General features: G+C 39.7%; 20 protein-coding genes and 2 riboswitches. Of the genes, 9 read left to right on the top strand and 11 right to left on the bottom strand.

Annotated features, from left to right (window positions below):
- Positions 1–148: 148 nt before the first annotated feature.
- Positions 149–694, top strand: a complete 546-nt coding sequence (locus tag N9I19_RS10660) for a helix-turn-helix domain-containing protein (protein WP_061461668.1) — start codon at positions 149–151, stop codon at positions 692–694.
- Between the two features lie 238 nt (positions 695–932).
- On the opposite strand, the gene N9I19_RS10655 is transcribed toward N9I19_RS10660, so the two are convergent.
- A complete protein-coding gene (locus N9I19_RS10655) occupies positions 933–1,493 on the bottom strand; it encodes a thioredoxin family protein (RefSeq protein ID WP_317777767.1) in 561 nt (186 codons plus the stop codon).
- A gap of 201 nt (positions 1,494–1,694) precedes the next feature.
- Between N9I19_RS10655 and N9I19_RS10650 the strand changes: the two genes are divergently transcribed.
- Both N9I19_RS10650 and N9I19_RS10645 read left to right on the top strand, forming a co-directional pair.
- Positions 1,695–2,549, top strand: a complete 855-nt coding sequence (locus N9I19_RS10650) for a GRP family sugar transporter (protein ID WP_317777779.1) — start codon at positions 1,695–1,697, stop codon at positions 2,547–2,549.
- An 18-nt stretch (positions 2,550–2,567) separates the two neighbouring features.
- Entirely contained in the window at positions 2,568–3,353 is a 786-nt protein-coding gene (locus N9I19_RS10645; RefSeq protein ID WP_317777766.1) for a glucose-1-dehydrogenase, read from the top strand.
- A gap of 36 nt (positions 3,354–3,389) precedes the next feature.
- Here N9I19_RS10645 and N9I19_RS10640 read toward each other — a convergent pair whose 3' ends face one another.
- The 4 genes from N9I19_RS10640 to N9I19_RS10625 all read right to left on the bottom strand — a co-directional run bounded on the left by N9I19_RS10640 (position 3,390) and on the right by N9I19_RS10625 (position 10,027).
- Complete coding sequence (locus tag N9I19_RS10640; protein WP_317777765.1) at positions 3,390–3,947, bottom strand: LysR family transcriptional regulator; 558 nt, start codon at positions 3,945–3,947, stop codon at positions 3,390–3,392.
- 652 nt (positions 3,948–4,599) lie between these two features.
- Positions 4,600–5,949 (bottom strand): FAD-binding oxidoreductase, encoded by a 1,350-nt coding sequence (locus tag N9I19_RS10635; RefSeq protein WP_317777764.1) that lies wholly within the window; start codon positions 5,947–5,949, stop codon positions 4,600–4,602.
- 333 nt (positions 5,950–6,282) lie between these two features.
- Positions 6,283–7,875, bottom strand: a complete 1,593-nt coding sequence (aimA, locus tag N9I19_RS10630) for a glutamate/serine transporter AimA (RefSeq protein WP_089362817.1) — start codon at positions 7,873–7,875, stop codon at positions 6,283–6,285.
- A 52-nt stretch (positions 7,876–7,927) separates the two neighbouring features.
- Positions 7,928–8,006: riboswitch (ZMP/ZTP riboswitch) on the bottom strand.
- A gap of 632 nt (positions 8,007–8,638) precedes the next feature.
- Positions 8,639–10,027: an amino acid permease gene (locus N9I19_RS10625; protein ID WP_317777763.1), complete on the bottom strand. Its 1,389-nt coding sequence runs from the start codon at positions 10,025–10,027 to the stop codon at positions 8,639–8,641.
- A 516-nt stretch (positions 10,028–10,543) separates the two neighbouring features.
- Positions 10,544–10,622: riboswitch (glycine riboswitch) on the top strand.
- 205 nt (positions 10,623–10,827) lie between these two features.
- Between N9I19_RS10625 and N9I19_RS10620 the strand changes: the two genes are divergently transcribed.
- From N9I19_RS10620 to N9I19_RS10610, 3 genes are all read left to right on the top strand, one after another.
- Positions 10,828–12,168 carry an amino acid permease gene (locus tag N9I19_RS10620; protein ID WP_317777762.1) on the top strand — a complete coding sequence of 447 codons (1,341 nt, stop codon included), beginning with the start codon at positions 10,828–10,830 and terminating at the stop codon, positions 12,166–12,168.
- A gap of 267 nt (positions 12,169–12,435) precedes the next feature.
- The gene (locus N9I19_RS10615) at positions 12,436–12,636 is read left to right on the top strand and encodes a DUF3311 domain-containing protein (protein ID WP_061461660.1); all 201 of its coding nucleotides are present in this window, start codon (positions 12,436–12,438) and stop codon (positions 12,634–12,636) included.
- Positions 12,633–14,114 carry a sodium:solute symporter family protein gene (locus N9I19_RS10610; RefSeq protein WP_289321044.1) on the top strand — a complete coding sequence of 494 codons (1,482 nt, stop codon included), beginning with the start codon at positions 12,633–12,635 and terminating at the stop codon, positions 14,112–14,114. The genes N9I19_RS10615 and N9I19_RS10610 overlap by 4 nt, the downstream gene beginning before the upstream one ends.
- Positions 14,115–14,274: 160 nt before the next feature.
- Here the strand turns inward: N9I19_RS10610 and N9I19_RS10605 are convergent, their stop codons facing one another.
- On the bottom strand, positions 14,275–14,469 hold the full coding sequence (locus N9I19_RS10605) for a hypothetical protein (protein WP_317777761.1): 195 nt from the start codon (positions 14,467–14,469) through the stop codon (positions 14,275–14,277).
- 204 nt (positions 14,470–14,673) lie between these two features.
- Here N9I19_RS10605 and N9I19_RS10600 point away from each other — a divergent pair, with 204 nt between their 5' ends.
- The gene (locus N9I19_RS10600) at positions 14,674–14,862 is read left to right on the top strand and encodes a hypothetical protein (protein ID WP_317777760.1); all 189 of its coding nucleotides are present in this window, start codon (positions 14,674–14,676) and stop codon (positions 14,860–14,862) included.
- Positions 14,859–15,002 carry a hypothetical protein gene (locus tag N9I19_RS10595; RefSeq protein WP_155727202.1) on the top strand — a complete coding sequence of 48 codons (144 nt, stop codon included), beginning with the start codon at positions 14,859–14,861 and terminating at the stop codon, positions 15,000–15,002. Before N9I19_RS10600 ends, N9I19_RS10595 begins: the two co-directional genes overlap by 4 nt.
- Before the next feature lie 10 nt (positions 15,003–15,012).
- Here the strand turns inward: N9I19_RS10595 and argH are convergent, their stop codons facing one another.
- The 5 genes from argH to N9I19_RS10570 are packed head-to-tail and all read right to left on the bottom strand — an operon-like array spanning position 15,013 to position 21,642.
- On the bottom strand, positions 15,013–16,497 hold the full coding sequence (gene argH / locus N9I19_RS10590) for an argininosuccinate lyase (protein WP_317777759.1): 1,485 nt from the start codon (positions 16,495–16,497) through the stop codon (positions 15,013–15,015).
- Positions 16,498–16,512: 15 nt separating this feature from the next.
- Complete coding sequence (locus N9I19_RS10585) at positions 16,513–18,201, bottom strand: ABC transporter permease (RefSeq protein ID WP_317777758.1); 1,689 nt, start codon at positions 18,199–18,201, stop codon at positions 16,513–16,515.
- Positions 18,198–19,310: an ABC transporter ATP-binding protein gene (locus N9I19_RS10580; RefSeq protein WP_317777757.1), complete on the bottom strand. Its 1,113-nt coding sequence runs from the start codon at positions 19,308–19,310 to the stop codon at positions 18,198–18,200. Before N9I19_RS10580 ends, N9I19_RS10585 begins: the two co-directional genes overlap by 4 nt.
- A 14-nt stretch (positions 19,311–19,324) precedes the next feature.
- Positions 19,325–20,416, bottom strand: coding sequence for an extracellular solute-binding protein (locus N9I19_RS10575; protein ID WP_317777756.1), 1,092 nt, complete (start codon positions 20,414–20,416; stop codon positions 19,325–19,327).
- A gap of 2 nt (positions 20,417–20,418) precedes the next feature.
- The gene (locus N9I19_RS10570; protein WP_317777755.1) at positions 20,419–21,642 is read right to left on the bottom strand and encodes an ROK family transcriptional regulator; all 1,224 of its coding nucleotides are present in this window, start codon (positions 21,640–21,642) and stop codon (positions 20,419–20,421) included.
- Between the two features lie 264 nt (positions 21,643–21,906).
- Between N9I19_RS10570 and N9I19_RS10565 the strand changes: the two genes are divergently transcribed.
- Positions 21,907–24,411: an NEW3 domain-containing protein gene (locus tag N9I19_RS10565; RefSeq protein WP_317777754.1), complete on the top strand. Its 2,505-nt coding sequence runs from the start codon at positions 21,907–21,909 to the stop codon at positions 24,409–24,411.
- Positions 24,412–24,608: the final 197 nt, after the last annotated feature.

Below are 24,608 nucleotides of genomic sequence, written 5' to 3'. Positions count from 1 at the left end.
GTCATTTTCGTAAATGAAAATGATTCCAACATTACAATATATGATTAAATAAACTTATTATTCATGACCTATAAGGAAAGAGAACTGCTGAAACATCAAAATTGATTAACATTATCCAGTTATTAATTTCTAATGTAAGGAGAATACGATGATTAATAAAGCTGAAATTTTAATGCACCCTGTAAGAATAAAGATTTCTCAAGCTTTAATGAGAAACAGGGAAAATGGTTTAACACCATTAGAAATGTTAAAAATCATTAAAGATGTACCACAAGCAACATTATATAGACATATACAGGTTTTGTTGGATTCAGGGGTCATTCGCATTGTAAAAGAGAAAAAAGTGAGATCCGTTTCCGAAAAATACTATGTTTTAAATGAAGAAGAAGCGCGACTTAGCGGGGAAGAATGGAAAAAATCTTCAAATGAGAAAAAGCTGAACTTTTTTTCTTATTATCAATTATCCCTTATGACTCAATATCAGAACTATCTTACTAAATTAGAAGAAAGAGACTGCTCAGAAGATGGGTCAACCTTTTCACTTTTAGAACTAAAGCTTGATGATGAAAGTTTTATTAACTTTCAAAATGAATTGAACGATTTAATGTTGAAATACTACAAAGCTACGAATCAAAGTGCTAAACAGGACTCTCCAATACGAACCATCGGCGTTACAATTATTCCAGAATCATAAACAAATGAAAAAGGCTGTTCCAAAACCATGGTACCATAAACCATAAATAATATAGAAAAAACGTTAAAAACATATCTATATATTCACAAGCAATAGGTTCCAATCTCTTTTGGAACAGCCCCTTCATAATGGAAGAAACTCCAAAAAAAAAGTTTACCACCAAGTTTTTATTATTTGCTTTGAGGACTTCAAAATGAATATACCCGATGTCAGCTGCAAGAGGGTCACCCATCAACTATCAAATTTTCCCCAAAGCTTCCTTGATACTGCCGTATACTTCGTCCCAAAGGTGTTTATCTTCAGAAAAAGCCACTGTTATCTTTTTAAAAACTTCTTTTTGCTCTGCCTCAAAACTTTCATCATCCTTAGCAGGCAGGTCAGATCTCAACTCCATTACGTACTCTTGCACTTTTGGTGCACGAGGTCCCCAAACCGCTTTTTCTTCACCATTCCTATCAATGAATATAAAGATTGGAATAGAACGCGCTGTTCCATTCGTTAAGTATTGATCGATCAGCTCAAGATTTTGATCTCGTAAAACCATGCGAGTTTCAATACTTGCCGCTTCAGATATATTCAGGAGAATAGGTATATTCATCATTGCATCTCCGCACCAGTCTTCAGTAATGACAATTGCTCGAAGTTCCTTCGATTTTAATTCATTTAAAAAAACTTGATCCGCTTCAGTAATGGAAAAACGCTCCTGAATCGATTGTAAGTTTTCTTTATGGACTTTCATCGAAGATATAAATTCTTTAGCCGGAATCCCCTTTTCAAACCATTCATTCAGTGTCGTCATACTATTTCTCCTATCTATTTTTAAGTTAAAAGTACCATAAACCACTTATTATTTCATTGTTTCAGCCCTAAGATTACAAATTGGTAAATTAAATCCATGTTTTCATTCCCGTGTAAAGGGAAAACTCTAAATACATTCAATAGCTTACTAACTAACTATTTTATATTCATTAGAACATTGTTTTCTAGTTTAGGAGATGAAATTTGTGGAAGGTTTCTCTTTGCGCTACTCCCTGCATTGACATGGGGCAGCTTAGTGCTTGTTTCCGAAAAACTTGGAGGCAACTCTTATAATCAAACACTTGGCATTACAATCGGTTCATTACTGTTTGCCATCGTGATGTCTATCATCAATCCACCGGAATGGAGCAGTCTAGTCTGGATTGTCGGCATCATATCCGGAATAGGGTGGGCATTCGGGCAATTATTTCAGTTTAATAGCGTCAAGGAAATCGGAGTATCTAAAACCGTTCCAATCTCAACCGGACTGCAAATCCTAGGAAATACATTTTTTGCCGTTATCATTTTCAGGGAATGGAATGACAAAATTACAATCATCATCGGCATAGCTGCAATCATCTGCTTGATTACGGGTGTCTTGCTGACAAGCTATGGCGACGGTGAAAACAAAAAAGAAGGAAGCATGAAAAAAGGGATTTTTTATCTTGCCATTTCAACGTTGGGTTATGTTACATATGTCATTGTTGTCAGATGGAATGAAGTTGACGGATGGTCGGCCATCCTGCCACAAGCAATTGGCATGTTCCTAGCTGCCCTGCTCCTTTCCATCAAACATAAACCGTTTAATAAGTATGCCGGAAGAAATATTCTAACCGGAATGATGTGGGCAGTGGGTAATATCGGTCTCCTGCTCGCTAATCCAAAGGTTGGCGTTGCCATTGCATTCTCATTTTCCCAAATGGGAATCGTCATTTCCACTTTAGGAGGCATCTTTCTTTTAGGAGAGAGAAAATCCAAAAAGCAGATGGCCTTCGTCATCATCGGATGTGTACTCGTAATTGCTGGTGGAATCATGATTGGCTTTACAAAAGAATAGTAAAAGGAGCGATAAATGATGTATGAAGATTTAGAGAAAAAAGTAGTCGTGATCACTGGGGCGGCAAAAGGGTTAGGAAAAGCCATGGCCGAAAGGTTCGGTAAAGAAAAAGCACATGTCATATTAAATTATCACACTGAAAATGGCGACCATAAGGAAATCATTAAAACGATTGAAGCAGCAGGCGGGAAAGCCGCAGCCATTCAAGGCGACGTTTCAAAGGAAGCAGATGTAAAGAAATTACTTTCATTTGCTATCGACACTTTCGGTACCATCGACATCATGATCAACAATGCAGGCATTGAAAATGAAGTCCCGAGCGAAAAGCTGACGCTTGAGGATTGGCAGAAAGTCATCGATGTAAATCTTACGGGTATGTTCCTCGCAAGCAGGGAAGCTATCAGTTATATGCTCGATCATGGTATCAAGGGCAATATTATTAATATGTCTTCCGTTCATGACCGGATTCCATGGCCTCATTTCGTCCACTATGCAGCAAGTAAGGGCGGAGTGAAGATGATGACAGAAACCCTTGCACTTGAATATGCTCCTAAAGGGATACGGATAAATAACATTTCCCCCGGCGCAATCGACACACCCATCAATGCAGAGAAGTTCAATGACCCAAAATCTAAACAAGAAGTCATCGACCTGATACCGATGGGATATATCGGTAAACCGGAACAGATTGCCGCTTGTGCTGCCTGGCTAGCCTCAGCTGAATCAAGCTACGTAACGGGCATGACCTTATATGCTGATGGCGGAATGACCAAATATCCAGGATTCCAAGCAGGAAAAGGCTGAAGTTTTTCTGTTTTAGGTAGCTGTTGAAATTTCCTTTTATAACAAGAAAAAGTCATGTATATGGATAGTAGAAAAGAATTTGAGGGACTGGGTCTCTCTTCTTTGTTTCTGAAGCAATTTATCCATTAATGCATCATTTGTTGCTGAAATAAATTTAAAGCGTAAATTGGGGTTTTCCATTTTCCATAGAGGAAGAGCAAATGGAATAAAGTATTGCGATGTAATGATATTAGCCCCTATCTTTATTTCCTCCAGTTCGCTTCCTGTTTTCAACTGTTTTTTCCCCTGTTGAAAGGTGCGAATAATTTGATCCGCAAATGGAATGAAGGCTTTCCCTTTTTCGGTTAAAATAATCCCTCTCCCTTGCCTCTCAAATAGTACTGAATCGAGTTCACTCTCAAGTGTCTTAATTCTTGCCGAAACCGTTGGCTGTGATAAAAACATTGCCTCTGCGGCTTTATGAAAACTATTAAGGTGAACAACATACATAAAAGCTTCAATATGGTCAATATTCATCTTCCCAACTCCTTTTTCCAAAATGAACGCAAAAAGCTCCTGTTCGCTTATCGCGTTCAGGAGCTTTTGGTTGTCCAATCAGCTCATCCTATTATAATAATTCTTTCTCCGATTTTAATCCTATAAAACCAATAAGTAAAGGTGTAATTTAATTAACTGAACAATCAACAAGTCACGATATATTTATTGCGATTCATACAACATGATATCCATGGAACCTAATACTATTTATGCAGGTAGAGGATTCTAAGTAAATAAAACTAATAGTTCCATTCTCTTTTTGCCCGATTTTAAAAACTAAAGTTTCATGGATTTGGATGGTCACTTGATCATTTATTGTCCACAAGTTATGCACAGAATCCTTATCTATTCTTTGTTCGTCAATCTTTTTTGGCCGTTTCGGGACTTTTCCAAGCGGTCCACTTTTTAGGAAATTGATGGACCATCATGTATATGTTATATTTTTTCTCCTTATAAAAGAAAAGAAGGGTCAACCTAATGTAGGGAATTCCAATAATGACATAAGGAAAGAAACTACATGCCTCAACAATAAATTGATAACAATCAATTAAATCAGGTAAAAGCAAACGTTCTCCTTACGCAAACCTTACTTTCATAAGCATGATTTTTGGGATTACCTCAATTAATATATACAAAACCTAAATAACAGAGCCCTATACCCATATTGAGGAATAGGCCTTTTAATATCGAATGATTTTGATGCTTCCATTCAACCCCACCTTTTTAATGGCGGTATGCTTTGAGGGAATCTAAACGTATTGTATGGATCATAGGTCATTTTCACTTCTCGAAGCCGTTTGAAATTTTCTCCATAGTACGCAGTTGGCCAATCTTTGATGAGGGTATCCGGCCAATTCACATAGTCACCTGTAGTATACGGAGACAAGGCGTACTTAAGTTCCTTGATCCAGTGATTGTTTTGCCGCTCTTCTTCTGGATTAGTCCATGTAGCCAAATACTCCTGGGCGATTAAAGCATCCCGATAATAAAATGCCGTTTCCTTTGGTTCCACACGGCCAGCCGCTCCTCCAAGGGATTGATGCCAAATGGCTGCATTTTCATTTGGAGCGTTTTCCAGAAAATGCTTCATCGTCAAGATTGCTCGCTGAGGAAAAGTTTTTTCAATGAAAGAACCTGACCTCTTACGATGGGCCGGTCGATTTCCACTCGGATCATTAAAGAATCCTACGGCTTCAATGTAAGGGACTTCCTTTATCATGACATTTATTGGTGAACCAGTTTTCGTCAAAGGTTTTAGAAGCTGCTTTAACCTATGTGACGTTCCAACAAATTCACCTTGAGCGATAATTTGGTTTACTTCCTTTGCCTTGAATTCAATTTCAGAAGTTAGACATTCATCAGCTTGAGGGGCCCAATCCTGCCAGGCATTAAACACCGCTTCGAAATCTTTCCACCCCCATGTGACGGAGAAAACCGATACCCTTGATACAGGGTGTACCCTGAAAGTAAGAGAGGTGACTATGCCAAAGTTTCCTCCTCCACCCCCGCAGCATGCCCAAAATAAATCACTATTAATTTTCCTATTTGCTTTAATGAGTTTGGCGCCCATCTTTCCACACGCCCTTACCATTTCTATTTCAACCAGATTGTCACAAGTAAGTCCAAAGCGCCTCGTTAACATCCCTATACCACCGCCAAGCGTAAGACCTACAAGACCTACACCGCTTTCGGTCCCAGCCGGAATCGTCGTTCCATACTTCCATAGCTTATTATATACTTGCCCTAAATCAGCTCCGGCTTCAATTTTTGCGATCATTTTTTCACGATTGACCTTGATCTTGTACATTTCACTAATATCAATGATTAGACCGCCGTTCACTAATGAAAAGTTTTCATAACTATGCCTGCCGCTCCTAACCCGGAAAGGTGTATGATTTTCCCGGGCCCACTTCAGTGAATTCAACACATCATTGGTATTTTGGCAAAACACAATGACCTTTGGAAATTTAGGGAAACTTAAGTTATTATTAATCCTGGCATGCTCGTATTCGGCATCATTAGGTGTAACGATACGCCCGGTAAGCTTTGTTCTTTCCAAAATATTAACCCCTTTCTCAAATGATGTGGAGAGTTATATATACTATGAAAATCTTTAGGAAAAGACACATTCTATAGGTGAAAGTGATTTAAAATCAATCCAATTCATACTTTTACCTCACTAAAAAGTAGGATATTTTGTTTTCTATTTGATAGAGCATACTTAACTCGCAAGATTTCACTATTTACTTGTGAATTAATCGCAAAGACTAAAAAACCCTTAAAACAAAATACCGTTACAATCGCCAGCACTTATTTTAAAATAAATAAAAAAACATGGTCATAAAATAACCATGTTTTCTTTATACTCATATTTCTGTGTCTGCACAAAAAGTTATTTATTGATAAATTCTTTGTTGATTTTTTCAGCTTCATCCATGTATTCCGTTTTAATGCCGCTCTTAACTCCCCACCAAAAGAAGCCAAGTGCCAGACATGTAATGACCACCATATCCCAGCCAAATGTAAGAATATTTTTTCCGCCGAACTTCTCACTTCCAATATAAGAAATCAAAATCATACAACCTAAGTAAAGAAGCATCCAAACACCTGATAAAAATTGTTTTTTGAATCCATTCCATTTATTTTTAGCTTGATAATAAAAGTAAATAGGCAGTCCAATTGCGATGATGAAAGCGACTTCTCCTGTTAATGGCCAACGCGCCCAGTATAAAGTAAGCGATGCAAAAACAAATCCGCAAGGTGCAATAATTGAGGCACCTTTTAAGTGAAATGGACGGTTAAAATGTGAAGCGGTACGTCTTAATGTTGCCAATGCAACTGGCCCCATGATATACGAAATAAGTGTGGCAACTGAAATCACTTCTGCAAGTACGCCCCATCCGCGGAATAAAAATAAAAAGATAAAACATACACCTAAGTTTAATAACATCGCTGCACGCGGAACACCATAAAGTGGATGTAATGTACCAAAGATCCTCGGTAAGTACCCATTTTTCTGCATTCCATAAAGCATTCGCGAAGTTGTAGCTGTATAAGTGGCACCTGAACCAGACGGTGAAACAAACGCATCTACAAACAATACAATCGCTAACCAGTTAAGGCTTAGAGCAATTGCCAAATCTGCAAAAGGTGAATTAAAATTCAGATGACTCCATCCGTTCACGATCATTGACGGATCGACTACACCGATAAACACAACTTGTAACATAACGTATATAAAACCTGCAATTAGAATAGAGCCAATAACAGCAATAGGTATAGACTTATTCGGTGACTTCGCTTCACCTGCCATATTAACGGGACTTTGAAATCCGTTAAACGCAAACACTATACCAGAAGTAGCTACTGCTGTTAAAACGCTTGCCCAACCATATGGTGCGATACCCTGAGAACTTGTAAAGTTTTCACCATGAAATCCAGCAAAAAATAACGATCCTGCCATTACACCTGGAACAATTAATTTAAAAATGGTAATAAATGAATTTGCCTTAGCAAAAAGGTTGACTGTCCAATAGTTGACGAAGAAATAGAACAATAGTAGTAAAGAAGCTATGAATAATCCTTTGGTCGTTAAGATATTGTTATCAACTAAAGAATGAGACCATCTGGCCCATTCCCAAGGCCACGTACTCATATATTGTACCGAAGCAATGGCCTCAACGGTAATAGTCGAAGCGATAGATATCCAGTTCGCCCACGCAGCTAAAAATCCAATAAAAGAGCCATGCGAATATTGAGGATACTTAACCATGCCTCCAGCTTCAGGAAACATTGCCCCAAGCTCTGCGTAAGATAATGCAATAAATAAAATTACCACCATACCGATAATCCAAGAAAAAATAGCTGCTGGTCCAGCAATCTGGGCAGCTTTCCACGCTCCGAACAGCCAACCTGAGCCGATAATAGAACCAATACCTGTCATAGTTAAAGCAAAGGTCCCCATCTTTCTATGCATATTACTCATCTCTACCTACACCTCTTCCTAGGAAAATAAAAAACACTTGATCTATAAATCAAGCGTTTGCCCAGGCGCGCGGCTTATACTCTATATGCTCCCCCATGGTACTCCATGTTGCGCCAGTTACATATAGGAAAATAGTTTTTTTAAGTATATAAGATTATTTTAAATTCCACAACACTAAAAAAATATTTATATTTTTTAAATATTACCATTGATTTTTCGGAATTACCTATCAATATTCTTTTGAATTTGAAAAAATTAGGTGAATAAAGGTTCTAAAAACAAACATTCGATTTTTAGAACATATGTTAAAACCTATAATCATTCCCCTTAAACATTATACTTAAAAACCTTAAATAGCCTATATGTGCAAAAATGAACCGTTCATTTTTTACAAATTATATCCCAAAACCATTTACATAGAATTCATGCACTAGTTTGGAAAATCTTATTTTCTGCCAAAGGAAATACTTGAAATACTCCATACCTTTATTGAGAATTTTTTCTACAATAACTGTTCTTTCCTCAAAAAAGTCATGCACAAGTTGGGAAAAAGCCTGAGGGATGAAGATTTCTCTTTATCTCTCTTTGTTTTTTCCACAATTTATGCACAACTTTAATTAGTGTCTATTATATTTATACTAAGGGGAAACACACTCGGCAAAGCTCGAGTCATGAACGTAGATAAAACAAGATGATCTCCCAAAATCCTTATTATAGAAAAACTCGTATCACTCATCTTTTTATCGAAATGGCACGAGACTTCTTAACTGGAAATCTCATCATCGGATTTAGCATCCAATGGTATTCGTTTATCCATTTTCAGCATGTAATAACTTACTACGACCAATGCTAGGAAAACGATCCCGACAACCAAGGAAATCCTGGTACTGGGATTGATCCACATACCCACCAGCACCATCAGTAAAAAGGCAATTGTCGCATAATTACTGTAAGGGGCCAACGGCATTTTGAACGGATGTTTCTCCATTTCAGCAGCATTTACCTTTCTGAATTTAAGCTCACTGATAAGTATGACAAACCATGGAATCATTCCGGGTAAAACACTCGCACTGTACACATAAAGGAATAATTCCGGCGGTGCAAGGTAATTCAGGACAACCCCGATACCCAATCCTAATAGTACAGCGATCGTACAATATGCCGGCACTCCACTTTTAGATACTTTTGCAAAGATTTTAGGAGCTTGGCCATTCAATGCCAGTGTGTAAAGCATACGCCCTGCACTGAAGATCCCACTGTTGCATCCTGACATTGCCGCAGTGATTACGACAAAGTTAATGATGCCTGCAGCTGCTGTGATACCGATTTTAGCAAAGGTTGAAACGAATGGACTTCCGATGTCATCTAGTTTATCCCATGGATAAACCGTCACGATGACGAATATAGCGCCAATATAGAAAATTAAAATGCGCCATATGATTGATTGGATCGCTTTTGTTACGGTCTTCGTTGGATTCTTCGCTTCTCCGGCCGTGATGCCGATGAGCTCAACGCCTTGATAGGAAGCCACGACAAGGGAAAGCGCAAAGAAGAATCCTGTCCAGCCTCCAGTAAAGAAGCCGCCATTTGCCCAAAGATTCGATAATCCAATTGCGTCTCCGCCATTCCCTATTCCAAAGAAAATAAGGCCAAGGCCGGCAATGATCATCAATACAATCGTTATTATTTTTATAAGCGCAAACCAAAATTCAAATTCCCCGAAAGATTTTACGGAAATGAGGTTGGCTGCCCCCAAGATGATCATGGCGACCACACCTGGTATCCAAGCTGGTAACTCCGGGAACCAATACTGCATATACATTCCAACGGCGATGATTTCGGACATTCCTACGATTACCCATTGAAACCAATTGCTCCAAGCAGTCATATAACCTGCCAAAGGATGTATATAGCTGCTAGCAAAGGATGCAAAAGAACCCGTAGTCGGTTCTAAATATAGCATCTCCCCCATAGAACGCATGATGAAAAATATAAATATACCTGCGATGGCATATGCAAGCATTACAGAAGGCCCTGTCCATTTAATCGTGCTCGCCGATCCCATGAATAACCCGACCCCAATGGTTCCGCCCAAAGCTATCATTTGAATGTGACGTGCCTCCAGCCCTCTCTTTAATTCCTTGTTTGACATGATTAACTCCCCCAGATGCAATATTAGCAGCAATGCTCTTCCATCCTTACCGCCAATCGACTCTATTTATTATTGTGGTTAGAAATGCCTTATCGTAATCATATAAATAACACTTTAATTTTGTTTTCTTATCTTATAATAGTAAATACTCTGTAAAAACACAAATGTATTTTTCAAAAAAACAGTTGTCAAATATATCTTGGCGATTTTTCCTATCTTAAAATACCTTTTTTAAAAAAAGTGAATCAGTATTTTATAATAGTGATTACACAAAAAAAAGAGTAGAATCAAGTGAACGTTTAAAAAAATTAAAACCATTTCAATGTGTTATAAACCTCCTATAAGACTGGCTAACTCCCAAAAAAAATTGTTGACCTTCAGAAAAATAGATGATAGAATTCCAATATTATTTTATAAGAATAATGAATGCTTCAGCAGTGGAAGATCACCGCAGACAGACATTTTTACACAACCGCATACAAGCAAGCGATGAATGCTATGGATGACACTATAGCAGGAGCAGCTTCTGGAGAGACTGTACAAGATGCAGCGCCGAAGGATTCACAATCTCAGGCAAAAGGACAGAAGAGTAACGAATGATAAATTGTTATTCTGAACCCTTTAAGAGATTGGTATATCCAATCTCTTTTTTTATTGTCCACTTTGTGATTGGACTTAAAACAACACTCGTGAAAACCATTGGAAAATGGAAGCTGGGTAAAAAAATCACGTCCTTCTCCAAGACCATGCAGGTTTGAAATCATTCACTACCAAGACTATAAAAGACGGGGGCGTACGAATTGGCTAAACAGGAATTAAAAAGAGATTTAAAAAATCGTCATGTACAACTTATTGCAATAGGAGGAACCATTGGTACCGGTTTATTTTTAGGATCCGGAAAAGCCATACAAATGGCAGGTCCATCTATCATCTTCTCCTATCTAATAATTGGAATTGCCTTGTTTTTTGTGATGAGAGCCCTAGGCGAATTGCTCTTATCCAATGCAGGGTATACTTCATTCACTGAATTCGCAACCGAATATGTCGGCCCATGGGCTGGCTTCGTGACCGGTTGGACATATTGGTTCTGTTGGATCATGACCGCAATGGCCGATATCATAGCTGTCGGTGTCTATATACAATACTGGTTCGATATCCCTCAATGGATACCGGCTCTAATATGCCTTGTCATTCTGTTAGGATTGAACCTATTGACCGTTAAGTTATTTGGCGAATTGGAATTCTGGTTTGCCATCATAAAAGTAATCACGATCATCACCTTGATATTCGTAGGAATCATTCTCTTGGCCATCGGCTTCAATACCAATACGGGAACGGTTTCCCTAACGAACCTATGGACTCATGGAGGCATGTTCCCAAATGGAATTTCCGGATTCCTGTTGTCTTTACAGCTGGTCGTCTTCTCCTTTGTAGGTGTCGAATTGGTCGGGGTTTCAGCAGCAGAAACGGCGAACCCGAGAAAGAACATTCCGTCTGCCATCAATAAAATCCCAGTCCGGATTTTACTTTTCTATGTAGGTGCCATATTCGTCATTCTCTGTGTCAACCCTTGGACACAACTGGATGCCACGAGCAGCCCATTTGTAGAAGTCTTTGCGCTAATCGGCATCCCTGTCGCTGCAGGGATCATCAATTTCGTCGTTTTGACATCAGCTGCTTCTGCATGCAACAGCGGTTTATTTTCAACAAGCCGAATACTCTATACGTTAAGCAGGAATGGAGAAGCCCCTGCTAAACTGAAAAAATTAAATCAACAGGCTGTTCCTAGCAATGCCTTATTAACATCAACAATCGTTGTATCACTAGGAGCATTGTTAAGCAAACTGATACCGGAACAGGCATTTACCGTTGTGACAACCATCAGTGCCATCTGTTTCATATGGGTATGGAGCATCATCTTGATCTCACATATCAAATATTCGAAAACACGGCCGGACCTAAGAGCCGAATCAACTTTCAGGGCTCCTTTTACACCCTTTATCAATTACGCCATTTTAGGATTATTCCTGTTCATCCTTATTGTTATGCTATTCGCTGAAGCTACACGGCTATCACTGCTCATGACGCCAATCTGGTTCATGGTCTTGGTGATACTATATAACTATCAGAAAAAAAGATAGTAAAAGGATAAAGCCTTGAACTCTATAAGAATTCAAGGCTTTATCTTTTATCAGCTGCTCTGTTGCTAAAAATATATCAAGCAACTGCATTAAATTTCATATCAAAATAGTGTAAGCTTATATTTATCATCGGTTCCTTATCAACGAAGGAATATCCGTCATGTATGAATTTTCCATCCAGTTTGGTTCACCCATCCATCAGTGGCACTGAAGTAAAACCCCCATTGTTGGACGTTTCACTTTATTTAAAACGGAGGGGTTTGTTTAATGAAGATTCTATATATCCTTACTCTAGTTCCTTTTATAGGCATACTAGGATTTCTACCTTTTGTTAATAGAATAGAACCTTATGTATTAGGGATGCCTTTCAATATGTTCTGGATGGCTATGTGGGTGGTCCTTACCTCTGCCATCTTGGGCATCATGTATAAGCTGGATCCCCGGAATCGGGAAGGTGACCAGGAATGAATATTGCTCTCATAATCATTTTAGCTTTTTTACTACTATCGATATTTTTAGGCATTCGTTCTTCAAAAGGAAAAGATATGAACTTGGAACAATGGACGGTGGGCGGACGCGGTTTTGGTGCAATATTCGTCTTCCTGCTGATGGCTGGGGAAATCTATACGACCTTCTCCTTCCTTGGCGGCAGCGGCTGGGCCTATGGCAAGGGCGCACCCGCTCTATATGTTCTTATTTACATTACTTTGTCTTACGTATTATCCTATTGGCTCCTTCCTGAAATATGGAAATATGCCAAAGAAAATAAACTGATGTCCCAATCCGATTTTTTTGTAAGCAAATATAAGAGTCCCAGTTTAGGAATTTTGGCTGCGCTTGTCGGTGTGGTGTCGATGATTCCAGTGATCGTCGTGCAGCTGAAAGGATTGGGGATCATTGTCTCAGAGGCATCTTATGGTGCAATCTCAATGTCTGCGGCGGTATGGATGGGGGCAATCGGCCTTACCATTTATGTAATGATTTCCGGTATACACGGCTCAGTCTGGACAGCAGTCATTAAAGATATCATGATGATCGCCATTATAGGATTCTTAGGAATTTATCTGCCCATTCATTACTTTGGTGGATTTCAGCCGATGTTCGAAGCAATTGATGCGGCCAAGCCTGGTTTTCTAAAGTTCCCCGAGCAGGGACTTAGCATATCATGGTTCATCTCCACGGTAATATTGCTCGTATTTGGTTTCTATATGTGGCCCCAAGTTTTCAGCGCGGTTTATTCAGCTCGCAGCGGGAAGGTATTTCGAAAAAATGCCATCATCAGCCCTTTATATACGCTCATGCTGTTATTCGTATTTTTTGTAGGGTTTACAGCTATATTGAAAGTGCCTGGACTCGTAGGGGCAGATGCAGACCTCTCATTGCTGCGCCTTTCGATCCAGACCTTTGACCCATGGTTTATAGGTATAATCGGCGGGGCTGGGTTGCTGACCGCATTAGTGCCAGGATCCATGCTTTTGATGAGCGTCGCTACACTGCTCGCTAAAAACGTCTATAAGGAATTTGCACCTACAGTATCAGATCGCCACGTTGTAAGATTGGCAAAGATCCTTGTGCCAATCATTGCCCTTATAGCCGTCTACTTCACCTTAAACGGCGGCGAAACGATGTCAGCATTAATTCTCATGGGATACAGTCTCATCACACAGCTATTCCCGTCCCTTCTATTTAGTCTGAAGAAGAAAAAGAATCCAATCAATAAATATGGCGCAATCGCCGGCATCATCACCGGATTGGCCATCGTGATCTGCATTACACTCAGTCATTCAACAATAGGGACCCTGTTTCCATCCTTGCCACAAGCAGCGAAAGATTTGAATGTGGGAATCATCGCCTTGGCATTCAATTTCATTGTGATGATAACGGTAAGTCTTGCCCTCAGGAATCATGCGGTTCAGTTGGAACCAAAATCCGTTAACGATATATGAAGCACTCATTGATGCTGATTATTTTGGAAATCCTGTGAATGAACATCAGGCTCAGTCAAAAGACTGAGCCTTCCTTCGAATAATACAGTAATAATGTCCTTTTTCTTAAGAGTGATTATAGAAAGTTAATAGCCGTCAAAAAACAATGTCTCATAATAAACTACCAATCTTTTTTGTTTATAATCAAATCCCCTATTTTAACTAATAAATTCATCAAGGTTCTGGCTACTACCAGACCATCCATAGCTAAATCATATCCACCTTTTAATAAGGCTTCCGGATTAAAGCAAAAAGTAATCGATATTACAAAAGCTATTAAAATCAGGATAAAACCGAACTGAGAACTATTTGACATTAACGTTCCGCCTTATATTATGTATTTTACAAATAATAGCATCGTTTTGGAAATAATCTTCATTTACTATCATTAGGGAAATCTCAGTTGCAATAGAAATCAAAATAAATAGCCACCCTAATAAAGAATGACTATATATTATGAAATATGAACTTTAAAATACATCCCGCATTGCTTTTACTCGTGAGTTTGGTGCAAATACTCGTGAGTTTGGTGCAAATACTCGTGAGTTTCATGCTTTTACTCGTGAGTTTGGAGCAAATACTCGTGAATTTCATGCTTTTACTCGCGATTGGAGCAAATACTCGTGAGTTTCACGCTTTTACTCGTGAGTTTGGAGCAAATACTCGTGAGTTTCACGCTTTTACTCGCGATTGGAGCAAATACTCGTGAATTCCACGCTTTTACTCGCGATTGGAGCAAATACTCGTGAATTCCATGCTTTTACTCGTGAGTTTGGTGCAAATACTCGTGAGTTTCATGCTTTTACTCGTGAGTTTGGAGCAAATACTCGTGAATTTAATGCCCGTTAAAACTCATAACTTAGTAATCCACTAAAGCCTTCCTTCCATCATTCAATGTTTTAACCATTTCCTTATACTCCTGCAACGCTTGTTCCAGTTTTTGTTTTCTATTTACAATCATCCTCGAAACCTCTTTCGGGCTGGGCCCGCCTTGAATGCTTCTAATTTCCACAAAGTATTCAGGAGAGATGATTTTTTTCCATTCGTCTTCAGTTAAATTCACTGCAACGAATTCATTGATGATCTTGTTGATTTCTTGTGTGTCCCAATCATATAGCTCTTTCCCTTCACTTATCGACCGTTTTGCAATTGTACTTGCTATGGAGTGGGCTTTTCTAAATGATATCTCGTAATCTCTTGATAGGGTATCAGCTAATTCAGTAATTGTTATACTGGATTTTGCGGCCATTTTTTTTGTATGTTCTTCATTTACTTTCAATGTTGATATGACTGCATACATTAGTTTCATGACACGGCCTGCATTCGAAAAAGCCCGATATAAATGCGGCTGTAAATCATCTTCCGTATCGACGATATCACCAAATGGTGTGTTGTGGATCATATTCATTGCAGCAAGTGCATCACCATACGCACTGCTTGCAATCGAACGGGAATGTTCAATTGATACTGGGTTTCTTTTTTGCGGCATGATGCTGCTAACTTGAACATAAGGATCTGCCACATGAAATGTACCAAACTCCCTTGTCACATGCTGCAAGAAATCTTGAATCCACCTCCCAGTATTAACCATGCACGTCATAATGGCAGTTGCGGTTTCCAATAAATAATCAGCCCCGCCTATTGAGTCATAGGAATTTTCAACAACCACCTCAAACCCAAGCAGTTCAGCGGTACGGTTACGGCTGATTGGAAAACCAGTAGTTGTTAACGCAGCCGCGCCCAGGGGGGATTGGTTCACCGTTTCATAGGCTGCCCATAACCGTCCAATATCCCTTTGAAGAACGTCATAAATGGCTAAAAAGTAATGGCCTAATGTAGTCGGCTGAGCCGGTTGGGTATGCGTGTAACCAGTAATATAGGTTTCTATATGTTTTTCTGCCTGCACCAAGAATGCCTCGCTCAATTGGTTTGCATAGCCGATCAATTGGAGAAGATGACCTCTTATAACAAGCCGATACATCGCAACTCCCATATCATTACGGCTACGGCCGATATGAATCTTTCCTGCGAGCTCGTGACCGATTTCCTCGCCAATCTTTGCCTCCATCATGAAAAATAAGTCTTCGAATTGAGGTTGATAGGTCAGGAGAGTGAGATCTGTTTGAGCCACTTTCCGAATCCCCTCCAGCATGGTTTTCGCTTCTTCTTCTTTAATGATCTTTTGTTCCGAAAGCATGATGACATGTGCCCGATGAATATCGAACATAACATGAAATAAGTAATCTCTTTGATCATTAAAAACAGGCATTAGAAGCTCTTCCGCATATGTTTTTCCGGGAAAAACACTGCCTTCATTTTTGATAAATTCTTCAAGCTTACTCATCTTTGAACCTCCGATTTATAAAGCTTTTTCCGCTTTTATTCCAAAAAACTTGTTCGAAATAAAAAGAACGATAACTATCAGCGTGATTTGAATCATCCCATAGGCAGCTGCCTGCCCCATATTGAACATCCGAAGCTGATTCATGATTTCAATAGATATGGGTCTGTTTGAAATCGTGTACAACAGGACTGAGGTTGGGAATTCTCCTACAGACTCTATAAAGGCTAATAATGTCCCTGATAAAACACCAGGCAAAATAATCGGTAAAATGACCTTTCTGAAGGTATAAAACCACTTTGCCCCCAAGTTTCTTGCCGCTTCCTCAATTGAGTCATCAAGCTGTTCCAGAACGGCGTTAGTTGAGCGAACAACAAGGGGAATATGTCTGATGAAATAGGCAAGGGGCAAAACCCAAAATGTTCCTACTAATATTTGACCGAAAGAAAAAACGCTAGGTTCATTAAATGCGAATATCAAGTTCATCCCAATAACCGTTGCAGGCAAGGCCCACGGAATCATGACTAGGATATCAATAAAGCTTTTCCCGACGAATTTCCGTTTAACAAGAACATAGGACGCGATGACCCCAAACACCAAATTTGCTAGTGTGGCAATAACAGCCATCAGTAAACTATTTCGTAACGGTTTAAAGATATTGGGGTCTTCAAACAAAAGTCGGTAATTTTCCGCATTAAATACTGTCGGGTACGTTTGAAACGTCCAGGTTCCATCCGGCACAAGCGAAAGCAATAGAATCGTAAAGTGCGGTAAAAGCAGAATAAGTACGCCGATGATACCCGTTACGACCATCATCCACTTCATAAATGGATTTTTCACTTCACTCCTGTGTGCCCCAATCCCTTTCGAAGCCATGCGGTAATCTTTCCTATTCTGATACCAACGCATGAATAATAGAAATGAAATTGAAACAATGGATAGAATGACGGATTGAGTGGCAGCAATTTCCATATCACCATTGATTTTCGAAAAATAAATTTGCAGGCTCAACACCCTGTACCCCCCAGCTAATAGAAACGGGGCACTGAAAGAAGCCATTGATATCATGAAAACAAGTAAAGAAGCGGCAACGATGGCAGGTGTCAATAATGGAAATGTCACCTTCCAAAAAACCTTGAATTTATTTGCGCCTAAGTTATATGCAGCTTCTTCCAGGGACGGATCAATTTTATTGATTGCAGCGGATACGGTCATATAAAAATAGACATACATCGTATAGGCATGAACGATCAGGATTCCTGATACCCCGCCAATTTTAAATGGAACTTTATCGAGACCGAACATATCCTTGATAGCATTTGGAATTAATCCCGATTCTCCATATAAAAACATAAAGGCCATAACCCCCACCAATGATGGAAGAACAATCGGCAAAATCGCTGCTGATGAAAAGAAGCTTCTGCCTGGAAAATCGTAACGGTTAAAAATGAATGCGAGCGGAATGCCAATCAAGGCACTGACCAATACACTCAATATGGATATATAAACGGAATTCCATAGAGCCTCTAGGTTCGTTTTTGATTCCTGTATGAAGAAGTCCTGATAATTCCCCAGGGATATCGATCCGTCTTTTTGCAAACTTTCTATAAATGTTCTCGACGATGGGTAGAGAACATAAGCCACGAGCACTAATAAAACTGGTATTAGGAGCCAAATCGTTAGTCTAGTATCACGATTTTTAATCATGGAACTTCACCGCTTATGACAGGGATAAGGCGCAGCTGTTTCCCAGGAAGTTGGACATATACTTCCTTCCCTTGATAAAAGTATCCAAATTCATGAGTATTAAATACATCCACCCTTAATAACACGTTTTGAACATCCACCATGACATTTACTACAGATCCAAAGAATTGGACGGAATTGATTTTACCTTTAAAGATATTCATTCCCTCTTCGGCCACATCCAGAATCCTGATTGCTTCAGGACGAATCGAAACAGCAAGGTCATAATCAGTCTGCAGAATAGAAATTCCTTCACTAACTTGATTTTGTACATTGAATTTAATCGGTTGTTCACTGTTTTTTAGGGTTACCACTATATTATCTTGTTGAACTTTTTCGACTTGAACGGGCAATAGATTAATCTCACCTATGAAACTCGCCACGAAATCATTGGCCGGCCGATTATAAATTTCTGCCGGCGTCCCGACCTGGTGGCATACACCAAAATTGAACACAGCAATCCGATCACTCATGGACAATGCCTCAGCTTGATCATGTGTGACATAAATGGTGGTAATCTTATAATCACGCTGCAGCCTTAAGATTTCTACCCTCATTTCATCACGAAGCTTGGCATCCAGATTACTTAATGGTTCATCCAGCAGCAATATTTCCGGTTCAATAACCAGGGCCCTGGCAAGGGCAACACGCTGCTGCTGTCCTCCGCTTAACTGGCTCACTTGACGACTCGAGTAGCTCTCCAGTCTGACTTTGCGAAGTGCATCCAGCACTTTCCCCTTTAAATCGCTTGAAGAAACTTTTCTCACGCGCAAACCAAATGCAACATTTTCAAATACAGTCATGTGGGGAAAGAGGGCATAGTTTTGAAATACCATGCCTGTATTCCTTTTCTCCGGAGGTACACGCGTCATATCTTTGTTGCCGAATCGGACGACGCCTTTTGTTGGATAATAAAAACCGGCAATCATCCGAAGCGTTGTCGTTTTACCGCAGCCACTTGGGCCAAGAAAGGTAAAAAACTCGCCTTCTTTGATTTCCAGATTTAAATGATCAACAGCTATCGTTTTCCCGAAGGCTTTTTGGACATTCTCTATTTTTATTGACGCCATCCAACGACACTTCCTTATTCTTTAATTTCTTTATCCCCACTTTTTATATTTTCGTCCCAATATTTCATCCACTCGTCACCTTTTTCTTGGAATGCATTCCAATCAATATCCATCGCTTTAATTTCTGTATCCGTGATCCATTCAGGTAAATCCTTCACATCACTTCTGGTCGGAATCCTGTAAAAGTCTTCCGCCAAAATCTTTGCGGCTTCTGGTGAATTCACAAACTCATAAAACGCTTCAGCCGCTTTGGGATGTTTGGCACCTTCAACGATGGCAATTCCTTCTGTCAATACTGGCGTTCCGCTTTCAGGAATGACGAACTCAAACGGATAATTTTTATTTTCTTTCAGCATGACAACATCCGGCATTGCCCAAACGGAAAGCGAGCCCTCTCCTTTTGCCACCTTGTTATACATCATTTCCGGGTTGGCTGAATATTCCTTTGTATTTTGGTCGAGCTTCTTTAACCAGTCATATCCTTCTTGTGGATCATTTGTATCCTTATACGTACGATAGATCATCGCAGAAAAAATTGTCCTCATCGTCCCGGAGGCTAGCGGATAGCGGAGGATGATTTCATCTTTCCACTTCGGATCAAGCAGCTCATCCCAATCTTTCGGCACTTCGGCTTTGGATAGTTCTTTGCTGTTGTACATGATGACTTCTGGTGTCTGGCTCGTTCCCGTCCAATACCATTCCGGATCGCGGAATCCTGCATCGAGACTATCGGAATAGGTAGGCTTATAAGCAGCTAGCAGCCCCTCATCCTTTGCTTGATTGAAGTTTGTGGAAGGTGCTCCCCACCAAACGTCTGCCTGCGGATTATTTTTTTCTGAGCGAACACGGTCAAGGATTTCCTGAGACCCCATATCAAGCCACTCAACATCAATGCCATATTTACCTTCGAACTGCTTTTCGAATGTTGATAAAATATCTTTGCCATGCGGTGAATAAACGACGATTTTATCTTCCAACTCACCTTTTTCTCCCTTGGCACCGCCAGCATCCGAATTCGTTTTCGTATCAGTACCGTTACATCCTGAAATCAATATTGCTGCCGATAAAGTCAGTACTGAAACAAGCGACTTTTTCCTCTTTTTCATTATTAATCCCCCTCATCATGAAAATTCAAAATGCTATCATGTTCCCTTAAGAATAGGGAAACCGCTCCTAATACTCCTGCGTTTTCTCCCAGTTGTGAAATTTTCATTTCTACTAAACTTGGAAGATATCGATCAACGATCTCACGAATTCTAGGTAAAATGTATTCAGATGAATTTAATACACCACCTCCTAATATGATCACATCTGGATTTAGCAAACTAGCCGCATTGACAATTCCGCAGGCTAAATGTTCGATTGCTTCATTAATGACGGCCATGGCTGTCGTGTCCCCTTTTTTCGCGGACAAAAAGGCATCTTCCCCTGTCAGTTCGGAAGACTTAGCCCGTTCAAATAAAGAATGCTGAGGATCTTTGAGAACAGCTCTAGTAAAATGACCGCCAATCGATTTTCCTCCTGCGACACTTTCCAAATAACCGTATCTATGGAAAATCGGCTTGAATTCACGCTTCATATCCTCTTTGTCCGTCACCATATAACCCATCTCCCCAGCCGCACTGGAAGCCCCTCTGTATAACTGGTTATTCAAGATAATGCCGCTTCCTATACCGGTTCCAACCGCAATGAACAACAAATTCCGCTTATTTTGTGCATTACCCAGCCACTGTTCACCGAGTGCCGCCGCGTTTACATCATTGTCGAGAAAAATAGGGAAATCAAAATACCGTTTCGCTTCCGCTATAAACGGATATTGAATCCATCCTAAACTCGGTGCCTCTATGACTAATCCGCTTGCCGTTTGCGTTATACCAGGAATCCCAACCCCCATCCCTAATATCCTGTTTTTCACAATCTGATTCTTTGCAATTAACCGTTCCGTTTCAATCGCCATTTGTTTAAGAAGACCTGATTGCAAATAATTTTTTGTTGAAAAACTAGTTTCAGCAAGGATTTTTCCACTTAAATCACATAAAACGATTTTCACTTTCGTCCCGCCAATATCAGTCCCAATGATATAGGCAGCCTTCTCATTGAAAAAGAGCTGGATAGGCCTTCTCCCACCTTGAGAAGAGGACTCTCCAATCCCTTTCTCAAATACCCATTTCTCCTGTATAAGTTCATCCACAGCCAGAGAAACAGTCGGTTTACTCAACTGAAGCTTAACGGCGATTTCCGCTCTTGAAATGGGTGAACATTGTTGAATGCATTGAATGATCCTTTTTTTATTTGCATATTTTTGATGACTGGGTGTTTTTTTAAAACTCATCACATCACGGCCTTACATCATTTAGTTAGTAATTCTTACTAATTAAGTAAAAATATAACTTAAAGGAATTTAGCACACAAGTTTTTTTTTGATTCTTTTAAATATTCTCATTTTAATAGTTACTTCGCATTATTTACATTTATAACCATCAATGATATTTATTAGATATGTTTTTTCCGTCTGGTTGGTTAGAAAATATTACTAACCTACATTAATTTCTTCACAAATGTTTAGGTATTTTAGTTGAAGGAGGTTAAATGAAAAATGAAAAAAACTCTGGTATCTTTGCTTTCTCTTTGGTTCGTTCTTGCATCTTTGCCGCTCGGGGGCAGCGCTGCAAAAACGGAGAAAGCCAACGTTGAGTTATGGAATGCAGTCAAGCCACTCGAGACAACCGTGACATTCTTAAACAGCGGAGCCCATCCAGATGATGAGCGAAGTGACTTTCTCGCTTATCTATCGAGAGGATTAGGTGTGAAGACATCCAGCCTGATTGCAAATCGGGGTGAAGGGGGACAAAATGAAATTGGGGATGAACTGGACAATGCTCTTGGAATCATCCGTTCAAGGGAAATGATAGAAGCTGCAAAAATCACTGGGGTGAAGGCGTATCATCTAAGTGAAACAACCTCTGATCCCATTTATGATTTCGGCTTCTCTAAAACACCAGGGGAAACATTAGAAAAGTGGGGTGAAGAACTCACGTATGAACGGCTTATCCGCTTTATTCGAACGTATCAGCCTGATATATTGATGCCTTCCTTCCAAAATGATGATACCCAGCATGGACATCATCGAACAATGACAATCTTAAGTGAACGTGCCTTTAAGGATGCCGCTGATCCAACTGTTTTTCCACAACAATTGAAACAGGGACTATCTGTATGGCAAGTGAAAAAGTTATATTTACCTGTTTCCTCCGCAGATCAAGCAACCACTTCGATTGAAATCGGAAAATATGATCCAATATATGGTATGACTTACCCGCAGCTTGGGGAACAATCCCGCTATCTTCATAAAAGCCAAGGCATGGGTTCTGATATTCCTGCAGCACCTCGACAGGTCCATCTGGATTTGAAACAAAGTGCCGTTGATACAAAAAAACAGTCGGACCTTTTTGCAGGTGTACCTTATAATTTTACAGAATGGGCTGAAAAACTCCCTCACTCAGCTTCAAAATTAAAGGGTGAATTTAAATACTTACAACGAAATTTGGATGCCGTTATTACGGCTTATCCAAATGATAAACGTGTTTTTTCAACATCCCAAACAGCGCTCTCCAATGTTCGTTCAATTATTGCGCAAATCAAAAAAGCTAAGCTAAGCCCTGCCACGAAGAACGACTTGATTCATAAGCTCTCATTAAAAGATGAGCAATTGCAAAACGTCAGTTATGTCTCCTCAGGACTGGATGTTCAAGCTAAAGCTGCTTCAATGATTCTTACGAAAGGCCAAAATACGAACGTAACCGTAACCTTGAAGAATAACGGGAAACAAGCATTGAAAAAAGTCGCGGCTGCATTAAACGTGCCTAAAGGATGGACGGCTAAAACAAAATCTAAAGAAATCAATCTAAAACCAAATGAATCAGCAAAAATAACCTACCAGGTTAAAGTCCCAGAAGATGCAGCTTATTACCATGCTTATGATGAATCAACAATTACAACCAATATTTCTTATAAATACGGCAGCACCAAAACTGCCATAAAGGAAGAATTGGATGGAACGATAGCTGTCCTTCCTGACGTTGGCCTTACCCTATCTCCTGAAGATATCGTGGTAAATACAGTAGATGTAAAAGAAGAAATACCAGTGACCGTAACCTTGAAAAATTATACAGAGGGAAAGACATCAGCAAAGGTCGCTTTGAAAATCCCTGAAAACTGGGAAATCCTCCCTAAAAAAGCCGCCGTATCATTTAATGAAAAATCAGAAGAAAAACAAGTGAAGTTCACCCTCACACCACCGAAGGCAATTCGAAATGGGGAATATCAGGTTAAGGCAGTTGCCACTGTCAATGGAAAAACCTTTGATTCTACCATCCAGGAAATTTCCTATGACCATATCGGAACATTCTATTACCAATACCCAGCAGCCATCAACACCGTTGCATTTGAGCTTTTAATGCCGGCTTCATTAAAAGTGGGTTACATTGAAAGTGGATTTGATAAAGTAGCAGATTACTTAAGCAATGCAGGCCTTAACATTACAAAGTTAACCGCAGCTGATTTAGCAGAAGGTGATTTGAGCCAATACGACACGATCGTTACAGGCATACGTGCCTATCTATCCAGGGAAGATTTGAAGGCAAATAACGCTCGCTTACTTGAATATGTGGAAAATGGCGGTCATCTCGTCGTTCAATACCATAAACCTGGTGATGGATGGGATGCCCTGAAGACTGCCCCATATCCACTTACCCTCGGGAATCCTTCCATTCGCTGGAGGGTAACAGATGAAAATGCCGCGGTAAACGTGTTGAAACCAGAATCAGCGCTTTTTAACTATCCAAATAAAATAACATCGGACGACTGGAATAATTGGGTTCAAGAAAGAGGATTGTACTTCCCAATGAAATGGGATAATCGATTTGAAACGTTCATTTCCATGGCTGATCCGAATGAAGCACCATTTGATGGCGGAATCCTTATGGCAAATTACGGTAAAGGCACCTACCTTTACACGAACCTTGTCCTATACAGGCAAATTCAAGGTCAGGTTCCAGGCGGATATCGAATCATGACGAACCTGATTAGTTATGGGCAGTAAATAGAGAAGAAACCTATGCAAGTGTTGACTGCATAGGTTTCTTTTTTCTGATGTTTGCCAAATTGAAGCTTTACTAGATTTCCGATTTACCTGCCTACGATTAAAAGAGGCTGTTTTGTCAGCGGTGATTAAAGACTCCAAATTTTGAGGTGCATCTTCAAATAAATACTTAATCTTCAACGAATACCTCTCCTCTT

This window comes from Peribacillus sp. CSMR9 (assembly GCF_033141925.1).
Taxonomy (GTDB): Bacteria; Bacillota; Bacilli; order Bacillales; family DSM-1321; genus Peribacillus; species Peribacillus simplex_A.
The sequence above is the reverse complement of the archived record's forward strand: the minus strand, read 5'-3'. Positions and strand labels throughout refer to the sequence as shown.

Bases quoted from the DNA above. Each gene is read 5' to 3' on its own strand.
- N9I19_RS10660 (WP_061461668.1), top strand. From the start codon at position 149: ATGATTAATAAAGCTGAAATTTTAATGCACCCTGTAAGAATAAAGATT.
- N9I19_RS10655 (WP_317777767.1), bottom strand. From the start codon at position 1,493: ATGACGACACTGAATGAATGGTTTGAAAAGGGGATTCCGGCTAAAGAA.
- N9I19_RS10645 (WP_317777766.1), top strand. From the start codon at position 2,568: ATGTATGAAGATTTAGAGAAAAAAGTAGTCGTGATCACTGGGGCGGCA.
- aimA (WP_089362817.1), bottom strand. From the start codon at position 7,875: ATGAGTAATATGCATAGAAAGATGGGGACCTTTGCTTTAACTATGACA.
- N9I19_RS10625 (WP_317777763.1), bottom strand. From the start codon at position 10,027: ATGTCAAACAAGGAATTAAAGAGAGGGCTGGAGGCACGTCACATTCAA.
- N9I19_RS10615 (WP_061461660.1), top strand. From the start codon at position 12,436: ATGAAGATTCTATATATCCTTACTCTAGTTCCTTTTATAGGCATACTA.
- N9I19_RS10610 (WP_289321044.1), top strand. From the start codon at position 12,633: ATGAATATTGCTCTCATAATCATTTTAGCTTTTTTACTACTATCGATA.
- N9I19_RS10605 (WP_317777761.1), bottom strand. From the start codon at position 14,469: ATGTCAAATAGTTCTCAGTTCGGTTTTATCCTGATTTTAATAGCTTTT.
- argH (WP_317777759.1), bottom strand. From the start codon at position 16,497: ATGAGTAAGCTTGAAGAATTTATCAAAAATGAAGGCAGTGTTTTTCCC.
- N9I19_RS10585 (WP_317777758.1), bottom strand. From the start codon at position 18,201: ATGATTAAAAATCGTGATACTAGACTAACGATTTGGCTCCTAATACCA.
- N9I19_RS10580 (WP_317777757.1), bottom strand. From the start codon at position 19,310: ATGGCGTCAATAAAAATAGAGAATGTCCAAAAAGCCTTCGGGAAAACG.
- N9I19_RS10575 (WP_317777756.1), bottom strand. From the start codon at position 20,416: ATGAAAAAGAGGAAAAAGTCGCTTGTTTCAGTACTGACTTTATCGGCA.
- N9I19_RS10570 (WP_317777755.1), bottom strand. From the start codon at position 21,642: ATGAGTTTTAAAAAAACACCCAGTCATCAAAAATATGCAAATAAAAAA.
- N9I19_RS10565 (WP_317777754.1), top strand. From the start codon at position 21,907: ATGAAAAAAACTCTGGTATCTTTGCTTTCTCTTTGGTTCGTTCTTGCA.